The sequence below is a fragment of the Microcoleus sp. B9-D4 genome, assembly GCF_036705105.1.
Lineage (GTDB): Bacteria > Cyanobacteriota > Cyanobacteriia > Cyanobacteriales > Microcoleaceae > Microcoleus.
In genome coordinates, this window is record NZ_JAUBTS010000021.1 from 68,420 (window position 1) to 90,840 (window position 22,421).

Consider the following 22,421-nt stretch of genomic DNA (forward strand, 5'->3'; position numbering starts at 1 on the left):
TCCACAAGAGATGAATTTTCTTGTGGAACAGGCATCTTGCCTGTCCCTAAACAAGTAATTGAGAATGGTGCAATATTCCCGTTAAATCTTAAATCTTGCACCATTCTCAAGAACGGGCAAGATGCCCATTCCACAAGAGATGAATTTTCTTGTGGAACAGGCATCTTGCCTGTCCCTAAACAAGTAATTGAGAATGGTGCAATATTTCCGTTAAATCGGAGTAAAGATAGCGCGCGGGTGCTGTACGTGTCTGCGATCGCCCTGAAATTGGCTAAAACTTGGCAGCAGACACCGCAGACAATCGCGGCACAGTTGGCAGAAACTCTCGAACCGCTGTGCTACCCGGATTTCGCCGTTAAAGTCGCGCCGGCGGGAATTATCGAGATGGAGTTGACTGATGCAGGTTTAGCCGTCTGGTTGCAGCGTTTAGCTCAAACGAACCTCCCAGTTTTAGAATCTCGAATATTATCTTCTGTTGTGTCAGCTGATCGACTGTTTCCCATTCAGTACAGCCACGCGCGCTGCTGTTCCCTGCTGCGAATGGCCCACCGCGATCGGATAATTTCGATCGCGCAGCCCGATGTCGCTACAGCGCCGGAAATTTGGTCGCTGGCGAGTCCAAATCCTATCCCTTGGATTGACGAGGGCGATCGACTGCGGTTAGTGCATCCTGCAGAACGCCGTTTAATATCCCAACTCTTAACAGTGCTAGACAATTTATATCCTAATTTTGAGGTAAAGAACCGCGAACAACCTGTCAATTATTTCAAATTAGCCAATAGTTTGAGCGAAGCATTTCAGATTTTTTACAGCCAGTGCCGAATTTGGGGAGAAGTTAAAATAGAACAGCCAAAACTCGCCCAAGCTCGATTAGGTTTAATATTAGCAACTCAATCTTTACTGCGATTTATCATCGAAGACTTATTGAACGATATTGCTCCTTTAGAACTGTGATTAGCTTCTCATTTTTAGCAACCTTAATTCATACTAATAGGTGGGTTTCTTAAAGTTACCTTGACCGAAAGCCTCCAAAATACAACCCCCCGGATTCATCCGTGGAAAAATAAAAAACCTGTATCCGATGAAACTTGCCGAACGTATTTATCTCGCGCAAGTCAATGCTTCAATTCTTTAATCTAAAATCTAAAATCTAAAATCGATTGACTTCTTCCATCTGAAAAGCTCTCTGTTTTATTGGGTTCACCCTGAAGAACCCAGTAACCTACTGTCGCATAGGAAATTTATCAAAACTTAGCTATAGCCTTTCGATCTCTCATATGAGGTACTCATGGGCATAGGGCATAGGCCTCCGTGGGCATAGGGCATACCTCACTTTTTTGAGAACCGCTATATTTATTGATTAATTATTAATAATGCAATTAATAATAATTAATCTGTAATTTTTGCATTCTTATTTTTTCTAATTTATTTAAGTAATCTTTCTTTTTGCTTTTGAGAGCGATAACTTTTAGCTCAATACGGTTCAGTTAAGATCGCTCCCCCCTACTAGCCATCCTTAAAAATAGGGATATCAGAACTTACTCAAAGTCCTCCTTCTTAAGGGGGATTTAGGGGCATCTCCGAGGAATAAATAGTTGTAACTGAACCGTATAGACTTTTAGCTTGCATCTATGGCTGTGCTCCTTAAAATACTTAATGTTATGTTATACAATTAAGCTGCGTAGCAGCTTATCTATTGGCTATCCAGTATGCTCGAAAAACAAGAAGAAGATTACAGCTTAGTAGGAACGAATCCTCTCGATCTTCAGGAAATCCAAGAGGATATAGCCTTACCAGAGACGGTACTTCTGACAAATGGGCATCTAAAACTTTCCAAACCGGAAACTCGATCGAGCCTCAGAGCACTAACTTTGGACGGTGTTTTCGCTACGCTTTTTTACAGCATCATCGGCGGCGCGTTGCTCAGTAATTTCTTGCTCGATTTGGGGGCGGGTCCAGTCGAAATTGGTATGCTCTCCTCCATTCCTCAACTGGTAAATCTGCTCCAACCGTTCGGAGCTTATATAGCAGACCGAACACAGAGCCGCCACTGGTATTCCTTCTACATTTTCGGAATGTCGCGACTGCTGTGGCTGATTCTCGTGCCAGCCCTTTGGTTGGGAGGCTCATTTCATCTGGCCCGACATCAGCTTGTGCAGTTGACATTGGCAATCATCTGGGTAAGTCAAGTCTTAGAATCTTTAGGTCGGGCTTCCTTCTTGAGCTGGTTGGCGGCGTTAGTACCTCAGCGGTTGCGCGGGCGGTATTTTGGCTTTCGCAATAGTGCTGTCAGCTTGACGAATCTCATTGGTGTGCCGTTGCTGGCTCTAGTGGTATCGAACTGGCCCGGTGGGAGGCTCGAAGGTTACAGTGCCATCTTGGTTTTAGGAATTGTGCTTGGTCTCATCAGTCTAGGTTGTCAGTTCTTTATGACCGATGTGAACCCAAAGCTTGTACAGGTAACGCATTCAAATACAGGCGAAAAATCATCCACAGGGACAATTTTTAGCTTTCTCAAGGAAGCCAATTTTTTAAAGTTTTTGCTTTACTCTGGTCTATGGAGCTTTGCCGTTAACGTCAGCGCGCCCTTCTTTAACCTTTACTTGCTGGATGACCTAAAGATAGATGTCAGCGTGGTAACGCTCTATAGCAGCTTAGGTGCTGGTGCTAACTTGCTGATGCTGGTTTTTTGGGGGAAGCTGGCTGACCGGGTTGGGAATCGCCCGATTATGCTAGTAGTGGGAGTTTTGGTGGCTCTGACCCCTCTACTCTGGCTAGAAGGTGGAACGGCTCCAATTTTCCTATGGGTCTGGTTCCCGCTGTTGCACATCATCGGCGGTGGGACGTGGGCGGCGATCGACCTGTGCAGTGGTAATCTGATGATGTCGGTGGCACCACTGTTGAATCAGTCGATATACTTTGCGATCGCGGCCGCGGTTCCTGGTGTCACTGGGGCAATGGGAATCACCGTGGGTGGCTTTCTCGCCACTTTGACCAATCTCGGTGGCTTGCCAGGGGTGTTTGCGCTCTCAGCCGTTTTACGACTGGTGGCTCTCCTGACCTTGGTTTTTGTTCACGAGCAGCGTTCTGTGTCTTTGGGTAAGTTTTGGCTGCTCTTGTTGCCAGCTTGGTGGAGAAGAGTGGCAATTGAACCGGGAGACATCAGGTTTCAACCATTAATAGTTGAACAGTTGGACTGTCCACATGAAAGCTCATGCGATCGCTCTTCAACTCTTGATTGATTGTACGGCACAAGAGTCCGAAAATAATTCATAAAAGAGTTTATTAACCATTTTTAAAGTGTTAAAATACTCATCAGATAATCTCAGATGTGACGGTTGTTGGGTCGCTTTTTTTCAGAAATATAAAGTCTGGCTACTCAGATAAGTTTTGAATGGTATCTAATTATTTTTTGGGTGCGTTCAACATTTTTTACGATGCCGATCGAGCTTTGAGGAACGATCGCCAATTCTCCGGCTTGTCGATCGCTCCTGGAACGACGCTGCTCAATTTCATCACTTGACCAGCGGCTGTTAAGGGTTCTTCAAATTCTGGCGTTGTAAAATAGCGATAGTTTTCTTCAGTTTTTTGAGGATACATCTCAGGGTCACACTACCAGGTAGAGCCTCACCGGGGCGTCAAATCCATCGATGAATATCCCAAGATAATGTCTGCATCTAGTTCACGGCGTTGCAGGCGAGATTTGCTTTTTTCGAGGTTGTGCGATCGGCAGCGTTACTGTAAATGTACTGCCGACGCCTTCTTCACTGATCAAAGTAATTTCGCCACCCTGCAAGTCCACGCATTTTTTAACAATGCTCAGCCCCAGTCCAGTACCGGGAATTCTACCGACATTTTTAGCCCGGTAAAATGAATCAAATAACCGTTCTTGGTCGGCGACAGGTATACCAATTCCTGCATCTTGGACAGAAAAAATTGCGTCGGTCTCAGTAAGTTTTAATTCAAAAATTACTTCGGTATTTGGGGGAGAATACTTAATAGCATTGGACAGCAAATTTCCCAGAATTCGCCGGAGCAAGCTTACCTCCAAACACGCCATCGCGGATTGATGGTGATTGACAAAAATCAGCGTCACCCGCTCATTTTCATGTTTCAACTTCAGGCTGCTCTGAAATTCCTCTACCAACTCATTACACAACTTTGCTAAGTCTATCGGTAGCAAGGAAAAACCTGTTTTTCCAGACTCAACACGCCCCAGCAGCAAAACATCATCTAATAACAAATCTATACCTTTGGCGGCTGCTTGAGTTTTGTCTAGAAGTTCTTGTGTTTTCTCCTCTGTTAATGTTAACTTGTACTTGCTAAGAAGTTGTGTAGTGCCGATGATGAAATTCAAAGGATTGCGAACGTCATGGGCAATCATGTACAGCAAAGATGTTTTCATCTCATTGAGTTCTTGGGCTGTTTGCAAAGTGCGATCGAGTTGGTCGTGAGACAATTTGAGAGTTAAAGACAACTGGCGCGATCGCAGCAGAATCTCCACCCGCGCTTGCAATTCAATCTTCTCGATCGGAGCGATAATCAAATCGTCAATACTTTGCCAAATAAATTGCGTTGCCATCCCTACATCCGAGCGGGATGTAATCAAAAGAAAAGGCAAGCATACCGGGTGTTCTGCCTGTTTTTGGGCGGCAACCCATTGCCAGTGGCGTTTCAGGGAAATACCGTCAATTATCGCCAGGTCAAAAGATTGATTAAATGGTAAAAACTCCTCACTATTTTCTGTTGAGTTTGGCAGCAATACCTCATAGTAAACAGCTAGCCATTCTAATAACAGGCGGCGATTTTCTTTCTGTTCGACAAGCAATAAAATTTGACTCACGCAGATTCTCCTAGCAAGCTGTGCACAATTCCCAGCAAATCTCTAACGATCAAAGGTTTTACCAACATATTCCGAGCCCCGTGGCAGAGGCTTTCGTGCCCAATAGCAGCGCTTTGTTTGGGCGAGAGTATCAGAAAAGGGATTTGGTGATTTCGCAGTTGTTCGCAGCACTCCCAAATCCGGCGATCGAAACCAGAAATATCTACTAAAGCCATCCCGATCCTAGCAGGCTGACTGATAGCTTGTGCAACATCTTCATAGTTATAAGCCGCGATCATCTGGTATCCTTCTTTGTTAAGAAATTGTGCTAATAGTTCCAAGTTTCGATGATTGCGATCTACGGCTAAAATTATTGATTTGCCAGTCATTTATCAGCTTCCTCTGAATACAGGTTATAACCATTTTAGATTTTAGATTTTAGATTTTAGAATGGGGAGTGACTGATTATATATGGGTTGGGAGGTGGCCTAAAGTGGGATTCTTTTTTTATCTGGTATTATAGCAACCCTAAATCATTCGCGTAATTATTGTAGGGGCAATCCCACGCCCGGTTGCCCCGATAGATAGGGGGTAGGCACTCTTAGCACTACCCCTACAAATTTACATGAATGATTTAGGATGGCTATAGCTTACTTTTCGGCGAGGGATTACATAGGTTTTCAGTTGAGTGAACTACAGATGCTGGGTTACAGGACACGACCGCGTGTCCTGTGTCCCTAATGTAATTTCATAGAATTGAAAACTACACTACGATAAAAGTCGAAAAATACACAAATTTACCAATATATTTAAGTTTTCCAGAACTTAGGCTAGTGGTGAGGTGCGCGGTGCGCCCCCTACAGGTAGTGGTGAGCTGCGCGCCCTACTCATTAGTAGATTCACGACTCCAAAATTAGCTGCACTTGCCCAGAAACAGCAGGACAAACCCCGATTCAATCTTCATCCGCTCCCCCCTCAATCCACACCGGCGCCGAACTCAAAATGCCGCGCAGCCCCGCTATCGGTTTGCTGACTTTGATTCCGTAGCGAGTAATATCGAGTTCTCGCAGAGTTCTCTCGAAATTGCTGACTCGTTTTTTAATTACTCCGATCGCCTTGCGGATTTCTGTCCTATTATGCAGTTGGCGTTCCAGATAGCGTATAAACACAAGATTATCCGCCAAATAGCTAATTCCGATCTCGGTCAGCCGAAAATCTCCGCTAAGGGCTTCTACCTCATTAATCAAGATAACGGTGACTCCCATATTCTTCAGATACTTGCACAAAGCGTGCAAATTGTTCACCAAATCTTGCCCCTGCATCGAAAGCTGATAGCCAGAAATACTGTCAATCATCACAATCTGCGTCTTTTCCTGCTCCACCTCCTGGCGTACCATACAGGCAAACTGATCCGGCGAGTACAGCAAAGGTTCCACGGGTATCACCGAAAGACTTCCTTGCCCCATCATCGCCCCAACCGGGATGTTAACTGATTCGCAGCGGCGCAGCAGAGTAGAACTTGACTCCTCAAAAATGTAAACTACAGATCGCTCCCCCCTTCCTGCGGCTTCCTTCATAAACTGAATCCCCACCGTCGTTTTACCCACGCCGCTAGGCCCGCTAATCACCGTCACAGTCCCCCGTTCCAGTCCCCCGTGCAATAGTTCGTCCATTTCTGGAACCCCAGAAGAAATTGCTTCCGCAACAAAATCCTGTTGAAAGTTGTCCGGAAGCAGTCGCGGGAATACCTCCATACCAGCCTGAGTCAGGCGCAGCGAATGGCGGCCGCTGCGGAAGTTGGACCCTCGCAACTTGGTGACAGACAGGGCGCGTCCTTCAGGGCGCAGTTCTAAATAAATTACTCCGTCGCTGATGAATTGCAAATCGTCATCGGGAGCACTTGATGTGCCTTCGGAGGTGAACACCACCGTCGCCCCCCCTTCCACCAAAAACCGCAGAAAAGACAAAACTTGCTTGCGAAACTGAAATTCATCCGCAGCTAAGTAGCGAAATTGAGTGATTGCGTCCAAAAACACCCGTTGTGGCTTGACAGCTTGGACTCGTTCGATAATCTTTTGTGTAGTCGGTTCTCGCTCCACCTCCGAGGGCGAGAAAATGTCATAAGTCTGAACTTCTGTAAAAAATTCTGAGGATGGGCTCAAATCGAGGAAGGCCATCGCTTCCATATCAAAACCGAGACTTGTGGCATTGGCGCGCAATTGCGCTTCCGGTTCTCCTAAAGTAATAAACAGGGGCGTTTCTCCCAGAGCCACACCTGCTGCCAAAAAGTGAAAGCCCAGTGTAGTCTTGCCAGTACCCGGGCCGCCGCGCACCAAATAAGAGCGTTGAGAAATTAGGCCGCCGCCAATCACTTCGTTGAGACCGGTAATTCCCAGAGAAATTCGGTTTTGAGACATTTGTTTTTTCATGTTTTGAATATCGGGCCCGTATTAATATTTAATGGTTTTAGGCAGTGTTTTGATAATTTTTTTTACCGGGCGTCTGATAACCTTCATGAAATCTTTTTCTACCGAAAATTACGTAAGCACACAAGAATTAGAAAGTATTGTCGGCACTGCTGGCATCTGTCGCTGGCAAGATACAGAGCCATTTTGGCAAGAACGGGTAGAAAAAGCAGTTCCCCCCGACACGAAAATAGATTGTACTGTTTACCCCAATACTCAGGAAGAACTGGCGGCTGTCATTGCTTGGGCTGGGCAAAATCGCTGTGCAGTCTTGCCTTGTGGCAGCGGCAGCAAACTTGATTGGGGCGGTTTAGTTAAATTAGACTCCGATCCCCCCCTGCCCAGGGCGGGCACGGGGGCACCGCCCCTACAAAGGGGGGAGCAAGATGTTGTCAAAGTGGGTCTTTTTAAGGGGGATTTAGGGGGAGATCCTGGGGCAGGGGGGCTTGTGGCTGTCAGCACTTCGCGCCTCAATCGACTTGTAGAACACGCTGTGGGCGATTTAACCGTGACAGCAGAAGCGGGAATGAAGTTTGCGGATTTGCAACAAATTTTAGCTGCTGCAGGTCAATTTTTGCCGATCGATCCAGCATATCCGCAACAGGCAACTTTGGGCGGCATTGTCGCTACTGCTGATGCGGGTTCCTTGCGGCATCGCTATCGCGGGGTGAGAGATTTGCTATTGGGAATTACCTTTGTGCGATCGGACGGTAAAATTGCGGTAGCCGGAGGTCGAGTTGTTAAAAATGTCGCCGGTTACGACTTGATGAAACTGTTTACTGGTGCTTACGGCACATTGGGCGTCATAAGTCAAGTAACTTTCCGAGTGTATCCGCTGCCTGAATCGTCGGGAACCGTAGTGCTGACAGGGGAAATTAATGCTTTGTCCCAAACGGCTCAAATCTTATTATCCTCTGCTTTGACACCAAGTGCCGTTGATTTGCTGTCACCTGAATTAGTCGCAAAATTAGGCTTAGGAAAGGGCACGGGATTAATCGTCAGATTTCAAAGTATCGCAGAAAGTGTTAAACAACAATCAGCCCGCTTGCTGGAAGTTGCCGAAAAGTTGGGTTTGCAAGGCACTAGCTGCTGCGAAAATGATGAGCATCAGTTATGGCAAAGATTGCCAGAAACAATGTGGGATTGTGGCACAAAGTCGGCAATTATTTGCAAAATAGGAATCAGACCGTCGGAAGCTGTAACGGCCATTAACGAATTGCCGATACAGGACGCTTGGATTCATGCAGGCAGCGGTTTGGGGGTTTTGCGGTTTGAGACTGCGACTGCGGACACGTTGTTACAGGTACGCAGAGGGTGCGAAGCGAAAGGCGGTTTTCTGACTGTTTTAGCAGCCCCGACCGACATCAAGCAACGGTTAGATGTTTGGGGCTATACTGGAAGTGCGATCGATTTAATGCGCCGGATTAAACAGCAGTTTGACCCGGAAAATCTTTTGAGTCCCCATCGTTTTATAAGCGGTATTTAGTTGAAAGTTTGTAGTCAGGAATTCAGTTTCATTGGTGTCAACTTAACGTCTTATGTAGTACCGATATACTGTTTGACGATTAGGCTCTAGATCCCCCCGGCGCCAAGGGCGGGCACGGGGAGTAGGGGTCGCACCGCCCCTACGAAGGGGGGGACAGGAAATGCTCAAAGTCAACCCCTACTCCCCAACAATCAGGGGGATTTAGGGGGATCGAGACTCAGCTAAAAGCAAGAATTCTCAAGGGTTTTAGGCGATAGTCACTAGGAACCAAAACAATTAGGTAATATATTATGCAAACTTCAGAAAAATCTCCAGTTCCCAGCGACGATTTAAAACCAGCGAAAGAAAGCAATTTTCTAGCACAAAATCCCCACTTAGAAACCATCGAAATCCCAGGTTTCGACGCCAACAATCCGCCTGATCCGAAATTAATCGATACTTGCGTACACTGCGGCTTTTGTTTGTCAACTTGTCCGAGTTATCGCGTACTCGGCAAAGAAATGGATTCGCCTAGAGGTCGCATTTATTTAATGGATGCAATTAACGAAGGCGACGCACCTTTAAACGAAGCAACCTCACAGCATTTTGATACTTGTTTGGGCTGTTTGGCCTGCGTTACAACTTGCCCTTCAGGAGTTCAATACGACAAGTTAATTTCCGCAACTCGCCACCAAGTTACTAGAAATCAGGAACGCACTTTTTCCGACAATGTAATTCGCACTCTGATTTTTAATCTCTTCCCTTATCCTCACAGATTGCGGCCTTTGCTTGTACCGCTGTTTATTTATCAAAAATTAGGACTGCCAAAACTTGTCCGCAAAACAGGTTTGCTGAAAAAAGTATTTCCCCGCTTGGCGGCGATGGAATCAATTTTGCCGAAAGTTACTGTCGATTCTTTCCGGGATAATTTACCAGAGGTAATTCCGGCACAAGAAGAGAAACGCTATCGAGTCGGCGTGATTTTAGGCTGCGTGCAGCGGCTGTTATTTTCGCCAGTTAATGAAGCTACGGTGCGAGTTTTGACGGCTAACGGTTGCGAGGTGGTGGTTCCTAAAAGTCAGGGATGCTGTGCTGCTTTGCCGGAACACCAAGGCCAAGCCCAACAGGCGAAAGCTTTGGCGAGACAAATGATTGATAGCTTTGAAAATACTGGCGTTGATTTTGTGATTATCAACGCTGCTGGGTGCGGCCATACTTTGAAAGAATACGGCCACATTTTAGCAGATGACCCGCAATATCGGGAGAAAGCTGAGAAATTTGCTGCTAATGTTAAGGACGTGCAAGAGTTTTTGGCAAGTGCGGGAATTACGGCGAAACTCAATCCTTTGATTGATGGAGATTTGACAATTGTTTATCAGGATGCTTGTCATTTGTTGCACGGCCAAAAGATTAGTTTGCAGCCGCGTCAGTTGTTGCAACAAATTCCGGGGGTGAAGTTAAAAGAACCGATTGATGCGGCTTTGTGCTGCGGGAGTGCGGGGGTTTACAATATGCTTCAGCCGGAGGTTGCTGATGAATTGGGAGTGCAAAAGGTGGAGAATTTGCTGAATACTGGGGCGGAGTTGATTGCTTCTTCTAATCCGGGTTGTTCTTTGCAAATTAAGAAGCATTTGGAGTTGCAGGGAAAGGAGGTTACTTTGATGCACCCAATTGAGCTTTTGGATTATTCGATTCGCGGGGTGAAGTTGCTGAGGAAGTAGTTTTGTAGGGCGGGCGGTGTCTGCCCTATTTTCGCTGCTGAGTGAGATTTTTTTTTAATGAACCGCAGAGGGCGCAGAGGGCGCAGAGGAAGAGAAGAGAGAGCAAGAGGAATAGGTTATTATTTTGAGAAAGGTCGCGCGTGCGTAGCTATCCTGCAGGGCATCGTACTTCTCACATTTCTCACAAGCTAAAATTAAATTCAACAGTTATTCACGCCGGACAATGGTAACTCAACTCAAGTCTCCTCAAAAACCTGATGTAATTTACCCCGACAGCGACGGCCAACCAATGTCTGACAATACTAAACAATTTCGCTGGATACTCATCATCCAACAAAATTTAGCGTGGCTATTTGCGGATGACCCGAATGTATTTGTCGCGGGCGATTTGCTGTGGTATCCCGTCGAAGGAGATAACAAGATTCGCGTCGGCCCGGATGTGATGGTAGTCTTCGGCAGACCGAAAGGAGATAGGGGTTCTTACAAGCAGTGGGAAGAAGAAAATATCGCGCCGCAAGTAGTGTTTGAAATTCTTTCTCCCGGTAACAGGCTAACAGAAATGAATAAAAAACAGGTATTTTACGATCGCCACGGGGTAGAGGAATATTACCTGTACGACCCGGAACGCAACGATTTCAGCGGTTGGATGCGTTCAGAGGGGCGTTTGGACGTAATTGATGCGATCGAAAATTGGGTCAGTCCCCGACTCGGAATTCGCTTTGATTTGTCGGGTGAAGAGTTGCAAATTTATCGCCCTGACGGCGAACTGTTTACAAGTTATGAGGAGGTTTCTCGCAACTTGGAACAAGCCGAACAGCGTGCAGAACAAGCAGAACAGCGGGCTGCTTTACTGGCAGAAAGACTGCGAGCGATGGGAATTGACCCGGAACAATTGTAAACTAGATTGGGAAAAGGGCGATCGCACTTTTAAATTTTAGCAAAAGTGCGATCGGCATAATAACTAATGACTAATGACTAATGACTAATGACTAATGACTAATGACTATTTCCCCTCTTCTAACCTCAAAAAATGCACCTGTCCCGAAGCTTCCGCCACTACGATTGTCACCCCATCAGGTGCAATAGCGCAAGCTTTCAAAGCACTATCTCCGCTGAAACTAGCAATTACTTCTCGACTTAACAAATCCCAAACTTTGAGAGTATTATCGTCCGAAACAGAAATTGCCTTTGTTCCCATAGTCGCCACAGATGTTACCGCATCAGCATGACCTGCCAAAGTAAAAACTTCTTTTCTACTTGACAAATCCCAAACTTTCAAATTGTGTTCCCGCCCGCCAGAAATCGCCCATTTGCCATCCGCCGTAACTGCCACAGCATTCACAAAACTCTCATGACCTTTGAGAGTGAAAAGTAGATTTTTGACGGCTAAATTCCAGAAATTTGCCAAAATATTCTTTTCTTTCCCCAAACTCCAAATTTTCAGAGTTTGGTCGCCGGAAGCCGAAATAACCCGCTTGCTGTCGGGAGTAACTGCCACAGCTTTTATCCCGTCCTCATGACCTGAAAAAGTAAAAAGTTCCTCTCCTGTTTCTAAACTCCAAACTTTAATAGTTTTGTCTCCCGAACCCGAAATCGCCATCGTTCCATCCGCAGTCACTGCCACAGAATTCACCCAGTCTGTATGACCCGTGAAAGTAAAGATTTCCTTTCCGGTTTCTAGATTCCAAACTTTCACAGTTTTGTCGCCTGAACCCGAAACTACTCGCTTGCTATCCGGTGTAATTGCGATCGCTTTTACCCAATCTTGATGTCCCGGAATAGTAAAAATTTCCTGTCCGTTTTGGAGATTCCAGACTTTAATGCTGTTGTCTCCAGAACCGGAAATCGCTTTCGTACCGTCTGCCGTCACTGCTACAGCATTTACCCAGTCATCGTGACCTGCAAATGATAAATTTTCTTTGCCTGTTTCTAAGTGCCAAACTTTGAGAGTTTTGTCAGAGGAACCAGAAACTATCCTCTGGCCGTCCGGGGTAATAGCCACAGCATTCACTGGGGCGATGTGATTGGTAAAAGTGAAAAGTTCTTCTTTTGTTTCCAGATTCCAAACTTTCAGCGTTTTGTCGCCGGAAGCCGAAATTACTCGTTTGCCGTCGGGACTGACTGCCACAGCTTGAACGAAACTGCTGTGTTTTCCTAAAGTGAAAAGTTGCTTTCTTTCTGACAAACTCCAGACTTTAATAGTTCCGTCGTAACTGCCGGAAATTATTTGTTCGCCGTCTGGAGTAACTGCTACACTTTTTACCCAGTCTTCATGACCCGTGAGAGTAAAAAGTTCTTTTCCGGTTTCTAGGTTCCAGACTTTTATGCTGTTGTCTCCCGACCCGGAAATTAACCGTTTGCTATCAGGAGTTACTGCTACGGACTGGACAAAACTGCTGTGACCTTTGAAGTTAAAAATTACTTCCCTGGTTGTCAAATCCCAAACTTTAATACTGCCATCCCAAGAACCAGAAATTACTCGCTTGCCGTCGGGAGTTACTGCTACTGCTTCTACGGCAAAAGTATCGCCTGCAAAAGTAAATATTTCTTGTCCAGTTTCTAAATCCCAAATTTTAATAGTATTGTCCCAAGAACCGGAAATTACTTTAGTGCCGTCGGGGGTGACAGCTACAGCATTGACGTAGGTAAGATGACCTTTGAGGGTGGAAAGTTCTTCTCCTGTTTCTAAGTGCCAAATTTTGAGATTGTGGTCGGAGGAGGCAGAAATTGCCCGCTTGCCGTCGGGGGTGATTGCTACACCTTGTACCCAGTCTGTATGTCCGGTGAGGGTACGCAGCAATCTCCCGCCGGGGGGAGTAAAGCTGGGGGTTAGCGGTCGCAGCCAGGGGTTTTTTTGGTGTTGTGCCTGTGCTAGCATTGCTTGAATTTCTGGACTTTCAAAGCACATCAAGCGGGCTATTAGTTGAGTGGCTAGTTGGGTTTTATCTGTGGCTAGAATGTGGGCTGACAGCCGAATTGCTTCTTGGATTAATTTGAGTTGGTCGGCTTTTTGGTCTGAAATAATATCGGGATTTGTTGCTAAATCGTAATCTTCTATTAGCGCCTGTACTCCCGATGCTGACAGCTTGGCTTTAATAAAATTGTAATCTGTTAGTAAGCTGTATAATTTTTCGGAGTCTGAAGTCGCTGCTAGCTGACCTGGCGGGGTTCCCAGGTAGTGCGTCTGTTCTGCGGGCTGCATTTTATCCAGCCCTTGTTTAAACTCGGTCATAAATTTACGGATGTGTTCTTTAAATGTATGCGATCGCTAGCTGCACCCTACCGAAAAGCCGATCGACAATCTTTTCTCTTAGACTTAGCATGACATATTTGAATGCTATGTGCTACGGGCTTGCTGTCCTCGGTTTGGTGATGGTTGGAGGAATTGCTGGTTTTTTAGTCGGAGTCTGCTTTGAGAATTTTCAAGCAGTGCGCTTATAATAAATCGCCGTCAATATAATTCAACTCAGCAACGCCCAATTTACCGATAGATCGACAAAAGCTTAGATATATCGTTGCTTTTCTTAACATAGCTGGTATTTGGGCGATGATGGTCGATCAATAAACACTCTCAATCGATTTTAGATTTTAGATTTTAGATTAAAGAATTGAAGCCTTGACCCCACGGATAAATACGTTCGGCAAGTTTCTCGGAGACAAGTTTTTTATTTCTGGACGGATGAATCACGCGGCGGGTATCCTGGATGCTTTCGGTCAAAGCTAAAAATTTTCAGGTATCGCAATCCTATTTAATGTGCGAAAAAGACTTTTTATAACGAAATATGATGGCCGATGCTCTAATTTTCTGTCAAGTCGGCCACATCAGCGAGGCAGATGTCCCCCTGGTTGGGTTTCGTACCTCAACGGCCTCTGCAATCTGTTTCACCCAAAGCTCTCAGAAAGCTTTGCAGGTGCGCCCCCTTCCTCTAAAATATAGAAAAGGACTTGCACTCTTAAACCGGGTTTCTAGACAAAATCATTGGTTTGACCGCTAGGTACGTAGTCAGAAACCCGGTTTCTGACTCCATAGCGCGCAAGTCACGATCGCAAATAAAGCAGTATTGACTTTAGAGACAAATTTCATGGATGTTATCGAGTTTTTCGAGTTAAGTGCAGGCAAATGGTTTTCCCAGCGTACCGTACACAATCTCAATTCTGGGGAATTGCAGGCAGGTAAATCCGACCTCAAAATAGAAATACTGACAGCTAGCGATGCAGCAGTCGTCCAACTTTGCCAACAACACTCGATTAACCCGGCCTCAACTAACCTCAAGGGCGTTCGGATTAGTTGGGATGGTATTCCCGATCGCGACAAAGCTAAACAAATCGGTTCTACAATACTAGCGATCGTACCTAATCCCGACAATCCAAGCGTTGGCAAAGTGTTGCAAGACAAGGGTAATAGTCGCTACGTGATGGGCGACGACGTGCTGACATTGATTACAGAATCAGACACCCTCCATGCGGAAGAAAGGCTGTGGTATCTCATGCCCAATTTGCGGCTGCGGACTAGCGTTGTTAGGCAAGCTAACGGTACGGAACAAGCTTCTTTTTGTTCGGAAATTCGGATGGGAGTAAGTGCCCCAAGTGAAAAGTGAAAATAATATCAATTCCGGTTGCACCGTCCGTGATTGTTGACTGTTGACTGTTGACTGTTGACTGTAGAAGGAGGGGTGGAAAAACTCAATGGTTGAGTGTTAACTGTTGACTCGATTTTATTATTGTGATGCAACCGGAAACGATATAACTATCTAGTTCCCAAAGTTTACAGTATATTTCTGCTTTCTCCCTTCTTTCTTCTGCCTTCTCTGGCAATGGCTTTTAACTTGGTGTGAAAATCAGTGTGTTTGACAACTGGGAATGATTTTGCCACAGGTTTGTCCGCTAATTTTTGCTCGACTTCAGCTCGATCGGCGAGGGCAGTAACAGCCACATCTTCATATACTACAAATTCTGTATTTTCTTTGGTGCGATCGTCGGCGGCAGGCAATTTTCCTGTTTCCTCGGCATCTGTGTTTGGGACTTCTGCATGAAGCGCCACATCAAGTTGCGCCTCTGGCGACCATAGCAAATCTAACTCTGTGGCAGTTACTTTCGATTCCTGGTTCGATAAAAGTATATCCTCCTGCTGCAGTTGAGCAGCACTTTCCCCGGTTAAGTTTTGAGGAAAATTATTGCATACCAAGCGTTCAAACTCGCGATTGAAATGATAGAGAGGTTCACCTATCCGGTGCCACATACTCAATAGCTGTCCCACAGAAACAGCCTTGTAGCGGCCTTGGTAAAGCGCTTCAACCACTGCTAAACGCAGCCAATAGCCGGGATACTTGGTTAGCCATTCACCCGCCAATTTCTCGGCTTTTTTGCCACCTAGGTCAAAACCGTAGTGAACCAGCAGAGCCGCTGCTTGTGCAGATATTGCGGTCACTTCTGTCATGTGTTGTCTGTTGACTGTTGACTGTTGACTGTTTTCTGTTGACTGTTTTCTGTTTTCTGTTGACTGTTTTCTGTTTTCTGTTGGCGGTTGACTGTTGACTGTTGACTGTTGACTGTTGACTGTTGACTGTTTTCTGTTTTCTGTTTTCTGTTGGCGGTTGACTGTTTTCTGTTGGTTCCCAATTCCCAATTACCAATTACCAATTCCCCATGCCCAATGACCAATGCCCAATTAGCCAATTGAATTAATCGGATAAACGCACTCCTCCTTCTACAGTTCGCGCGTCCCCGGAAAAAGGTTGGGGAGTCCCATTCCAGTTGAAGTCGCTAATTCTAAAAGTCAGGCTGCCGACTTGACGCTCAGGATTAAAACGCAAAATGATTGCGTAGCTACGGCGACTGTATTCTAAAGTGTAATTCGTACTGATTGTTTCCCCGCTTTCTAAATTAATAGCACTTTGAAATCCAACTCTAAAGCCTCCGTAAACTTGCTGGACAAGTCCAAAAGACAGGACTCTCAAATCTACTAAGCGATCGAATAAAAACGGCGAGATACCATCGCGCCCCACCTGGGTATAAGTCACGTTAAACCCAGTGTAATCGAGGAAAGGGCGGGAGAAATGACCGAACTGCCCTTGAATCCCGACGCTGCCGGCGAGGGAATTTTGTCGATCGCCACTGCTGTAGTAAGTACCAACTCCCCGGAGTCCCAAGGCCAGTTGCAAGAAAGGAACCACCGGCGACCGCGTATACCTCAAACCCTGGGTGGGAGTGCGGGGCAGCGGTTCGCCCTCCCACAGGTTGAAGCCGCGGCTCAAGGCGAAGCTGACTTGGGAACGGCCCAGATCGACGCGGTTGTTTTCCCGCACTAGTTCGAGCAAGTCTGCTCGATCGGTGTCAGCATTGATAAATTGATACCCAGCTTGGTAGCTGAGATTGATGCCCGTGCCTCCGAGTTGGATGACTGGGGAAGTGAGGACTGCGCCGAGACTGCTCTGCACGGTTTGATAGCCCAGAGAACCGTTAAACAGTCGATCGCGATAACTGTATTCTGCAGCCAGAGAGTGAGTGCCGATCAACTGCCGCAGGCGCAAATTGCCCCGAAAGCTGTTTTCCGGCAAATTCGGGAAATCTTCCAAACTCAGAAATATTGCCGATCCGTCCAGGCTGGTGCGCCGGCCGAGACTAGCGCGTAACCTCGCTTTCAGCCCGTAGCTATCGGGAGAAAACGGATTACCGCCGTGCTTTTCCACAACCCGCTGCAGGTAAATTTGGGGTGTCAGGGTTAGCCGCACCGGGCCGTTTTGCAACACCTCAAAACCGCACTCGGCATACAAACCGCCGCGTTCGCCTCCGTCGTAGCCAAAGGTCAAACACGGGCCGTTTTGCTGCCGGCTGTCAAACACTTGCCTGCGGGGATACACGGGTATTTTCACCCGGTTGTCGAACACTAAGCGCGGTTTAGTTGTGACCAATTCCTCAGCCGTGGGCGAAATCCTTCTAATGGTCGCCCTCCGGGCCCTGTATTCAAATTCCGGCGGGGAAAACGGGTCGTTAGTAAGCCGAATATTGGTTGCTACCCTCGCGCCGTCTGGCAGGAGTTCGATGCGTTCTGCTTCAAAGCGGACGCGGTTGACGGCGCCGGTCACTTGGGGGGCTGTTAGCTGTCCGCCACCGCCGATAGTCACTGTAGCAGCGCCGGGGGATTTGACTCCGCGCAGGGGCTGCTGGCTGGTAATTCGATCGCTCAGCGGCTGTTCGAGAATCGTCCCGGCACTGATATCTGTCGGCAGTGTGGGCGTCAATTCGCTACCTGCTGCGGGCAGGAATATTTCGCCGCGTGCTTGTTCGACTGCGCCGCTGTTGAGGCCGAGATTGAACTCCATCCGCTGGCCGCGCACTACTTGTTGCCCGCGGGTATAGGCGACATTGCCGGATGCTACCACTTGGCGGGTGACTAAGTTGACGATCGCTCGATCGGCATCAATCACAGTTTGCCGGAACCGCACCACGACATTACCAACCGCCGTGACAATTTGCTGCTTATCGTCGAATTCTTGGCTGTCGGCCTTAACTTCGATAGTATCGGCCGGAGTGACCGGAAAAGGCACCGTCCGCCCAGAAGGGGCGGTGCGGACTCCCGGCGCGGCTGGTTTAGGTTTCGGTGTCGGGGCAGGGGGGGTTCTGGGTGCGGGGGTGGTTTCTGGTGCGGGAATGTCGAACTCCTGTTGCCCGCTGGGTGCTGGTTCTAGCGCGGGTTCGGGAACGGGAATCTCCGCAGGTTGGGGAGAGTTATCTTCTAACTGCCGGCCTTGGGCCTGATACCAACTTTCCTGCTTTCCGGCAATATTTCTCTCCTGTTTTCTCTGGGCCTCTGCGGTTCGTTCCCGATTCCGAATGGCAATGGCATTTTCTACCGAACCCAATTGGTAAGCTGTAAACGATGAATCTTTCGGAGTTTCCGCCGTTTCGGGTTCTTCGACAGGGGGCTGCCCCTGAAATCCCACCACTGCCTCGCCACTTTCGACTTCCGCTAGGGGGTCGGCGATTTCTGGAGGCTGGTCGGTTGCTGGCGTAGTGCCCTGGAGTGTGGCTGCGGGTTCTGCTTGGGCTGGTGTGGGTTCTGGCTGAACGATATCTGGGCTTGGTTCCGGTATTTCTGCGGGGTTGCTGCGGGTGTCTCCATCGCCGGCCGCGACAGTGAGGGCGACTTTCTTAGGCTTGGCGATGTAGATGATGGCAGAGGGTTCGGGCGGCGGTACCGGATAGGGCATAGTTACAACAGGTAAGTCATCCGATTTTAGATTTTAGATTTTAGATTTTAGATTTTATAGGGTGCAAATTATTGAATATTTTGCATCTAAAAGGCAACTTTTTAGAGATTAATCTGACATCTCAAATTTGCAGTGGCTTTGGCGCGCCTAAAGATGGCTGATTTGAGAACTTGCTTTCGCCACAAGATAACCTCGCTGCTGGTGCGAGGTCAATCGATTTTAGATTTTAGATTTTAGATTAAAGAATTGAAGCATGACCCCACGGATAAATTCGGGGGGCAAGTTTCATCGGATACAGGTTTTTTATTCCTCCACGGATGAATCACGTGGCGGGTATCCTGGATGCTTTCGGTCAAGTTGTGTTCGACTAATTTTTGCGGGTTTGTCGGCTGTTGCAGGGGCTGCGGTGGCGCGCCCCTACTCTGCGGGCGAGATAACTTGTTTATTCCATGTCTCTGCGGTTGGGGTTCCGGGCTGGGTCATTGGACAAAAATCCAAATATGAACAGGGAAACAAAAAATAAAACAACTACATTAACTACGATTTTGAGGGTTAGCACTGTGGGAGTCTCCAAAGATGGCCTAATACTGAGCTGATTTGCTGCTGTTGCCGCAACTTTTTTATCATAAGCTAAAGATTAGTCAATTTTATCTTTGCTTTTGAGGATTTTGGGCAAGTTGATTTTTGCCCAATTCCAGAGTTGCTCGGCGATGTTTTCTAGCCGCAGCATAACTCGATCAAGCCATTCGAGCACTTGTTCTAGGGGGTGCTTAATGTATCCCATCGATTCTGCTTTTGTTTCTAAGTATTCGCCCTCTGGTGGGACGCCTGCGCTGGGATTTTTGGGTTCAGCAGCAGCGCGGATTGTGGCGGTGTATCTGCTGGTTTGCGCGGTGATTGCTGCTGGGGATTGACCGTTTTGTGCGGTGTTCGGGTTGGTGTTTTTTGGCACTTGGGTTTCCGGCGCGCGCCCTGGGGCTGATTCTGCTGCGAGTGCAGAGCTATTTTTTTGAGTAACTGCTAAATCAGATAAATCAGATGCTGGTTGGGGTTGACTTTTTGAGCTTTTTGTCGTCAGCAAGCTCTGTTTTAGCTGCCCCAGCAGGCGGTGAAGTGCTTCGGGGTAAGGGGAGATTGAGACTGCAGTCGATCGACCTTCGGGCAATTCTCCTAATTCTGCAATTCTCTGCTTGACTTTTGGGCTACTTTGTGCTATATCGGTTTCGGAACTGCCGTCGATTAAATGCGGAGGTGCTGCTTCCCCGAATAAGTCTTGCCAGTTGAGCCACGGTCGATCGACCTCTGGGCTTTTTTGCGTGTTTTTTTCCTCTTCTAGCTGTTGCAAATAATACTTAATTGAGAGGGATTTTTCCGTATTATCACTGGCGGCTGTTTCTTTGCCCAAAAGATGGTCTACTGACGACCAAATAATTCCTTCGATGTTTCGCGCGTATTTTTCCAGGATTTCGCGGGCGGAAAAATCTAAATTGCCGTCTGTGCCGGATGTATTAATTTTGACTCCGGGGGCTTCTGTGGGTGCGGCGATTGTTTTTGCCGATGGCGGTAGGGTTAATTCTTCGAGGTTGACGGCGGCGCGATCGAGTAATGTAACAAAGGAGAGAGGAGTAGGGGGTAGATCGAACTTGCTGTTAAAATTAGTTTCTAGTTTTGGGGTATTGTGGTCGAGCGAATTTGATGCCGCAATTGACTGCTGTGCGGTTTTTGCTTCGATCTGCGCGCGGGCTTTTTGGACTAGGATGGCATTGCGGTCGATCGATTTTTTAACTGCGAGGATTGATTCTCCAAACTGATTTCTTTTCAGAGCAACCGGACTCGTCTGAAGCCATGCCATCAATTCCCAAAAACGACGCATCGGCGGTAACTGCGCTTTTTTGGCCGCCGACTCCAAACCGAGATTAAATTTTAATTCTTTTTGGGTAATTTCCCGTTGTTCGGGGCCGGTGTTGGCAACTTCCCAAGTTATGCGACCTTCGAGCATTTCCTGCTGTTCGGGTGTCAAAATATCTAAGATCTGATTTTCTTTTCCCACTAATACTAAAGTGCGGGCTGGGATAAAACTGGCAATTCCCTCAACTTTCGGCTGGGGTTGTAATTTAGTTTTAGCCAGCGGGTGTTCTAAGACCGAAGTGGTTTGATGCTTTGCGGTTTGTCCGCTAAAATTGATTGCCGGAGGTAAATCGCTAGCAGTATTTCCCTGATTAATTAACAACGGGAAGCTGGCTAAAGTTTTCGCAGTTTGCGACGAGGTTAGTAAATTTTCGGCGAGGTGCAAAATTTCGGCGATCGAACTTTCCTCGGAAGTTTCCCCCTGATACCAATTTTGTGTGAAATCGGGATTTTCGTGAACGCCAAATTCTTGCAGTTCCGGTAAATCTACTTTTTGACTTGATTCCCGCAACTGTCTGCCTAGCAGTCGGGAACTTTGCACCAGCAAATAAGCTGGATACAGCAGAATTTGGGTGGCGGTGAGAGTTGCTTCTTTAATTTGACGCCAAGTTCGATCGCAATTGTCAGCGACTTGGCGGGACTGTTTCGATATAAAATTTAATAATCGGCTTTGGTAGGGGCCGTAGTAACCGTTGGACATAAGTTTAATTATTGAATTCAGATTTTTGATTCGCGCTGGAATTGCTGAATATTGCTGTAAAATCAAAGCGAGATCTTAATCTCCGCTTCAAACCCTCTGAAACCTTTATTTCTTCGCGTCCTTTGCGTCGGGGCGGTTCGATATAAGATAGTGCACCAATGTCAATAAGCCTTTTACTGACGGGCAGGATGCCCAACCCCTACTCCCCACAAGAAAATTCACTCTTTGTGGAACAGGCCGGAAAGCCTGTTAAGCGAGAATAGTGCAAGATGTGAGTTCAATCCGATCTTTGATTAATACACAATTCCTATTTTAGCGAAATATGAGCGCTTCTGTGTCACCTGCTAGCAACAATATTTCTGCCACTGTCGAAAAGTTGCGCCGCCTCAGCCAAGTGGAGGTTCAGTCTGGTTGGAGGTACTGCGATGCTGACTCGGCTGTCTCTTCGGTAAATATTTGTAACAGCCCTGTTGTTGAACTTAACGGGAAAGGACATATTGCTTGGCCGTCTGGGAAGCAAGTTTTGTATTTGGGCCAGCAATTTGTAATTCCTGACAATTTGCACGGCTATCCTGTGGTTGGTTTGCGGTTGCTGCTGGGCTTGACTTGGTGGGCTGAAGATGCTCAAATTTTTGTCAACGGCGAGTTAGTCGGACGGGGAGATTTATTTGATTTTGCCGATCGAGTTTTGTTGAGTTCGTCGGCAAATCCCGGAGATGAATTTTTAGTAATTTTGCGGTTGGTAAGTCCGGGTCACGATAGCGGTGCTTTAGTGCGATCGATTTGTTTGTACGAAGCTGCTGACTCTTCTTGTTTTGATCCGGGTTTTGTGGCTGCCGAATTAGAGATTTTGCAAAATTCGCTTAGTCGAAATTTAGAACTTGAAAATTCCCAATACCTCCCCATCGAAATCATAGCAAATACCCCCAGGTTTGTCAAGGGGGAAATGCTGAAATCTGAGATTGATTTGGCGCTTGGTTTGATTGATTGGTCGGCGGTGTGCGATCGCGAAAAGTTCGATCGCTCGCTGTTGGTTTTGCGGCACAATTTATTGGGATATCTGCGGGCTTTTTCTGGGGATTTAGATGTGGGAACCGCAGAGGCCACAGAGGCCGCAGAGGGAGGAAGAA

Annotated in this window: 16 protein-coding genes and 1 pseudogene; 7 read left to right on the forward strand and 10 right to left on the reverse strand. The window is 47.0% G+C overall.

Going from position 1 to position 22,421, the window contains the following annotated elements:
* Window positions 1-165: 165 nt before the first annotated feature.
* On the forward strand, window positions 166-954 hold the full coding sequence (locus QUB24_RS15105; protein ID WP_333153958.1) for a DALR anticodon-binding domain-containing protein: 789 nt from the start codon (window positions 166-168) through the stop codon (window positions 952-954).
* Window positions 955-1,709: 755 nt separating this feature from the next.
* Window positions 1,710-3,242, forward strand: a complete 1,533-nt coding sequence (locus tag QUB24_RS15110) for an MFS transporter (RefSeq protein WP_333153959.1) — start codon at window positions 1,710-1,712, stop codon at window positions 3,240-3,242.
* 190 nt (window positions 3,243-3,432) lie between these two features.
* Here the strand turns inward: QUB24_RS15110 and QUB24_RS15115 are convergent, their stop codons facing one another.
* The 4 genes from QUB24_RS15115 to QUB24_RS15130 form a co-directional block, all read right to left on the reverse strand.
* A complete protein-coding gene (locus QUB24_RS15115; protein WP_333153960.1) occupies window positions 3,433-3,600 on the reverse strand; it encodes a hypothetical protein in 168 nt (55 codons plus the stop codon).
* Window positions 3,601-3,682: 82 nt separating this feature from the next.
* Window positions 3,683-4,843: an ATP-binding protein gene (locus tag QUB24_RS15120; RefSeq protein WP_333153961.1), complete on the reverse strand. Its 1,161-nt coding sequence runs from the start codon at window positions 4,841-4,843 to the stop codon at window positions 3,683-3,685.
* Window positions 4,840-5,211, reverse strand: coding sequence for a response regulator (locus tag QUB24_RS15125; RefSeq protein WP_333153962.1), 372 nt, complete (start codon window positions 5,209-5,211; stop codon window positions 4,840-4,842). The genes QUB24_RS15120 and QUB24_RS15125 overlap by 4 nt, the downstream gene beginning before the upstream one ends.
* A 564-nt stretch (window positions 5,212-5,775) precedes the next feature.
* Window positions 5,776-7,239 (reverse strand): ATPase domain-containing protein, encoded by a 1,464-nt coding sequence (locus QUB24_RS15130; RefSeq protein ID WP_333153963.1) that lies wholly within the window; start codon window positions 7,237-7,239, stop codon window positions 5,776-5,778.
* Between the two features lie 97 nt (window positions 7,240-7,336).
* Here QUB24_RS15130 and QUB24_RS15135 point away from each other — a divergent pair, with 97 nt between their 5' ends.
* The 3 genes from QUB24_RS15135 to QUB24_RS15145 all read left to right on the forward strand — a co-directional run bounded on the left by QUB24_RS15135 (window position 7,337) and on the right by QUB24_RS15145 (window position 11,371).
* Entirely contained in the window at window positions 7,337-8,773 is a 1,437-nt protein-coding gene (locus QUB24_RS15135; RefSeq protein ID WP_333153964.1) for an FAD-binding oxidoreductase, read from the forward strand.
* A 290-nt stretch (window positions 8,774-9,063) separates the two neighbouring features.
* Window positions 9,064-10,473, forward strand: a complete 1,410-nt coding sequence (locus QUB24_RS15140; RefSeq protein ID WP_333153965.1) for a heterodisulfide reductase-related iron-sulfur binding cluster — start codon at window positions 9,064-9,066, stop codon at window positions 10,471-10,473.
* Window positions 10,474-10,696: 223 nt separating this feature from the next.
* The gene (locus tag QUB24_RS15145) at window positions 10,697-11,371 is read left to right on the forward strand and encodes a Uma2 family endonuclease (RefSeq protein WP_333153966.1); all 675 of its coding nucleotides are present in this window, start codon (window positions 10,697-10,699) and stop codon (window positions 11,369-11,371) included.
* A 105-nt stretch (window positions 11,372-11,476) separates the two neighbouring features.
* Here the strand turns inward: QUB24_RS15145 and QUB24_RS15150 are convergent, their stop codons facing one another.
* Entirely contained in the window at window positions 11,477-13,705 is a 2,229-nt protein-coding gene (locus QUB24_RS15150) for a beta-propeller domain-containing protein (protein WP_333153967.1), read from the reverse strand.
* Between the two features lie 850 nt (window positions 13,706-14,555).
* Here QUB24_RS15150 and QUB24_RS15155 point away from each other — a divergent pair.
* Window positions 14,556-15,071 (forward strand): phycobiliprotein lyase, encoded by a 516-nt coding sequence (locus QUB24_RS15155; protein WP_333153968.1) that lies wholly within the window; start codon window positions 14,556-14,558, stop codon window positions 15,069-15,071.
* Between the two features lie 167 nt (window positions 15,072-15,238).
* On the opposite strand, the gene QUB24_RS15160 is transcribed toward QUB24_RS15155, so the two are convergent.
* From QUB24_RS15160 to QUB24_RS15180, 5 genes are all read right to left on the reverse strand, one after another.
* Window positions 15,239-15,910, reverse strand: a complete 672-nt coding sequence (locus tag QUB24_RS15160; RefSeq protein ID WP_333153969.1) for a hypothetical protein — start codon at window positions 15,908-15,910, stop codon at window positions 15,239-15,241.
* A complete protein-coding gene (locus tag QUB24_RS15165; RefSeq protein WP_333153970.1) occupies window positions 15,907-16,149 on the reverse strand; it encodes a hypothetical protein in 243 nt (80 codons plus the stop codon). The genes QUB24_RS15160 and QUB24_RS15165 overlap by 4 nt, the downstream gene beginning before the upstream one ends.
* 5 nt (window positions 16,150-16,154) lie before the next feature.
* Window positions 16,155-18,683 carry a DUF3769 domain-containing protein gene (locus QUB24_RS15170; RefSeq protein WP_333153971.1) on the reverse strand — a complete coding sequence of 843 codons (2,529 nt, stop codon included), beginning with the start codon at window positions 18,681-18,683 and terminating at the stop codon, window positions 16,155-16,157.
* Window positions 18,684-19,125: 442 nt separating this feature from the next.
* Complete coding sequence (locus tag QUB24_RS15175; protein ID WP_039887172.1) at window positions 19,126-19,242, reverse strand: photosystem II reaction center protein I; 117 nt, start codon at window positions 19,240-19,242, stop codon at window positions 19,126-19,128.
* Between the two features lie 78 nt (window positions 19,243-19,320).
* Complete coding sequence (locus QUB24_RS15180; protein WP_333153972.1) at window positions 19,321-21,291, reverse strand: hypothetical protein; 1,971 nt, start codon at window positions 21,289-21,291, stop codon at window positions 19,321-19,323.
* A gap of 322 nt (window positions 21,292-21,613) precedes the next feature.
* Between QUB24_RS15180 and QUB24_RS15185 the strand changes: the two are divergent.
* Window positions 21,614-22,421, forward strand: a pseudogene (locus QUB24_RS15185) (alpha-mannosidase); the annotation flags it as partial.

What these genes read in the sequence shown, in the direction of transcription:
- QUB24_RS15110 (WP_333153959.1), top strand. Translation starts at nt 1,710, where the DNA reads ATGCTCGAAAAACAAGAAGAAGATTACAGCTTAGTAGGAACGAATCCT.
- QUB24_RS15115 (WP_333153960.1), bottom strand. Translation starts at nt 3,600, where the DNA reads ATGTATCCTCAAAAAACTGAAGAAAACTATCGCTATTTTACAACGCCA.
- QUB24_RS15125 (WP_333153962.1), bottom strand. Translation starts at nt 5,211, where the DNA reads ATGACTGGCAAATCAATAATTTTAGCCGTAGATCGCAATCATCGAAAC.
- QUB24_RS15130 (WP_333153963.1), bottom strand. Translation starts at nt 7,239, where the DNA reads ATGTCTCAAAACCGAATTTCTCTGGGAATTACCGGTCTCAACGAAGTG.
- QUB24_RS15135 (WP_333153964.1), top strand. Translation starts at nt 7,337, where the DNA reads ATGAAATCTTTTTCTACCGAAAATTACGTAAGCACACAAGAATTAGAA.
- QUB24_RS15140 (WP_333153965.1), top strand. Translation starts at nt 9,064, where the DNA reads ATGCAAACTTCAGAAAAATCTCCAGTTCCCAGCGACGATTTAAAACCA.
- QUB24_RS15145 (WP_333153966.1), top strand. Translation starts at nt 10,697, where the DNA reads ATGGTAACTCAACTCAAGTCTCCTCAAAAACCTGATGTAATTTACCCC.
- QUB24_RS15150 (WP_333153967.1), bottom strand. Translation starts at nt 13,705, where the DNA reads ATGACCGAGTTTAAACAAGGGCTGGATAAAATGCAGCCCGCAGAACAG.
- QUB24_RS15155 (WP_333153968.1), top strand. Translation starts at nt 14,556, where the DNA reads ATGGATGTTATCGAGTTTTTCGAGTTAAGTGCAGGCAAATGGTTTTCC.
- QUB24_RS15160 (WP_333153969.1), bottom strand. Translation starts at nt 15,910, where the DNA reads ATGACAGAAGTGACCGCAATATCTGCACAAGCAGCGGCTCTGCTGGTT.
- QUB24_RS15170 (WP_333153971.1), bottom strand. Translation starts at nt 18,683, where the DNA reads ATGCCCTATCCGGTACCGCCGCCCGAACCCTCTGCCATCATCTACATC.
- QUB24_RS15180 (WP_333153972.1), bottom strand. Translation starts at nt 21,291, where the DNA reads ATGTCCAACGGTTACTACGGCCCCTACCAAAGCCGATTATTAAATTTT.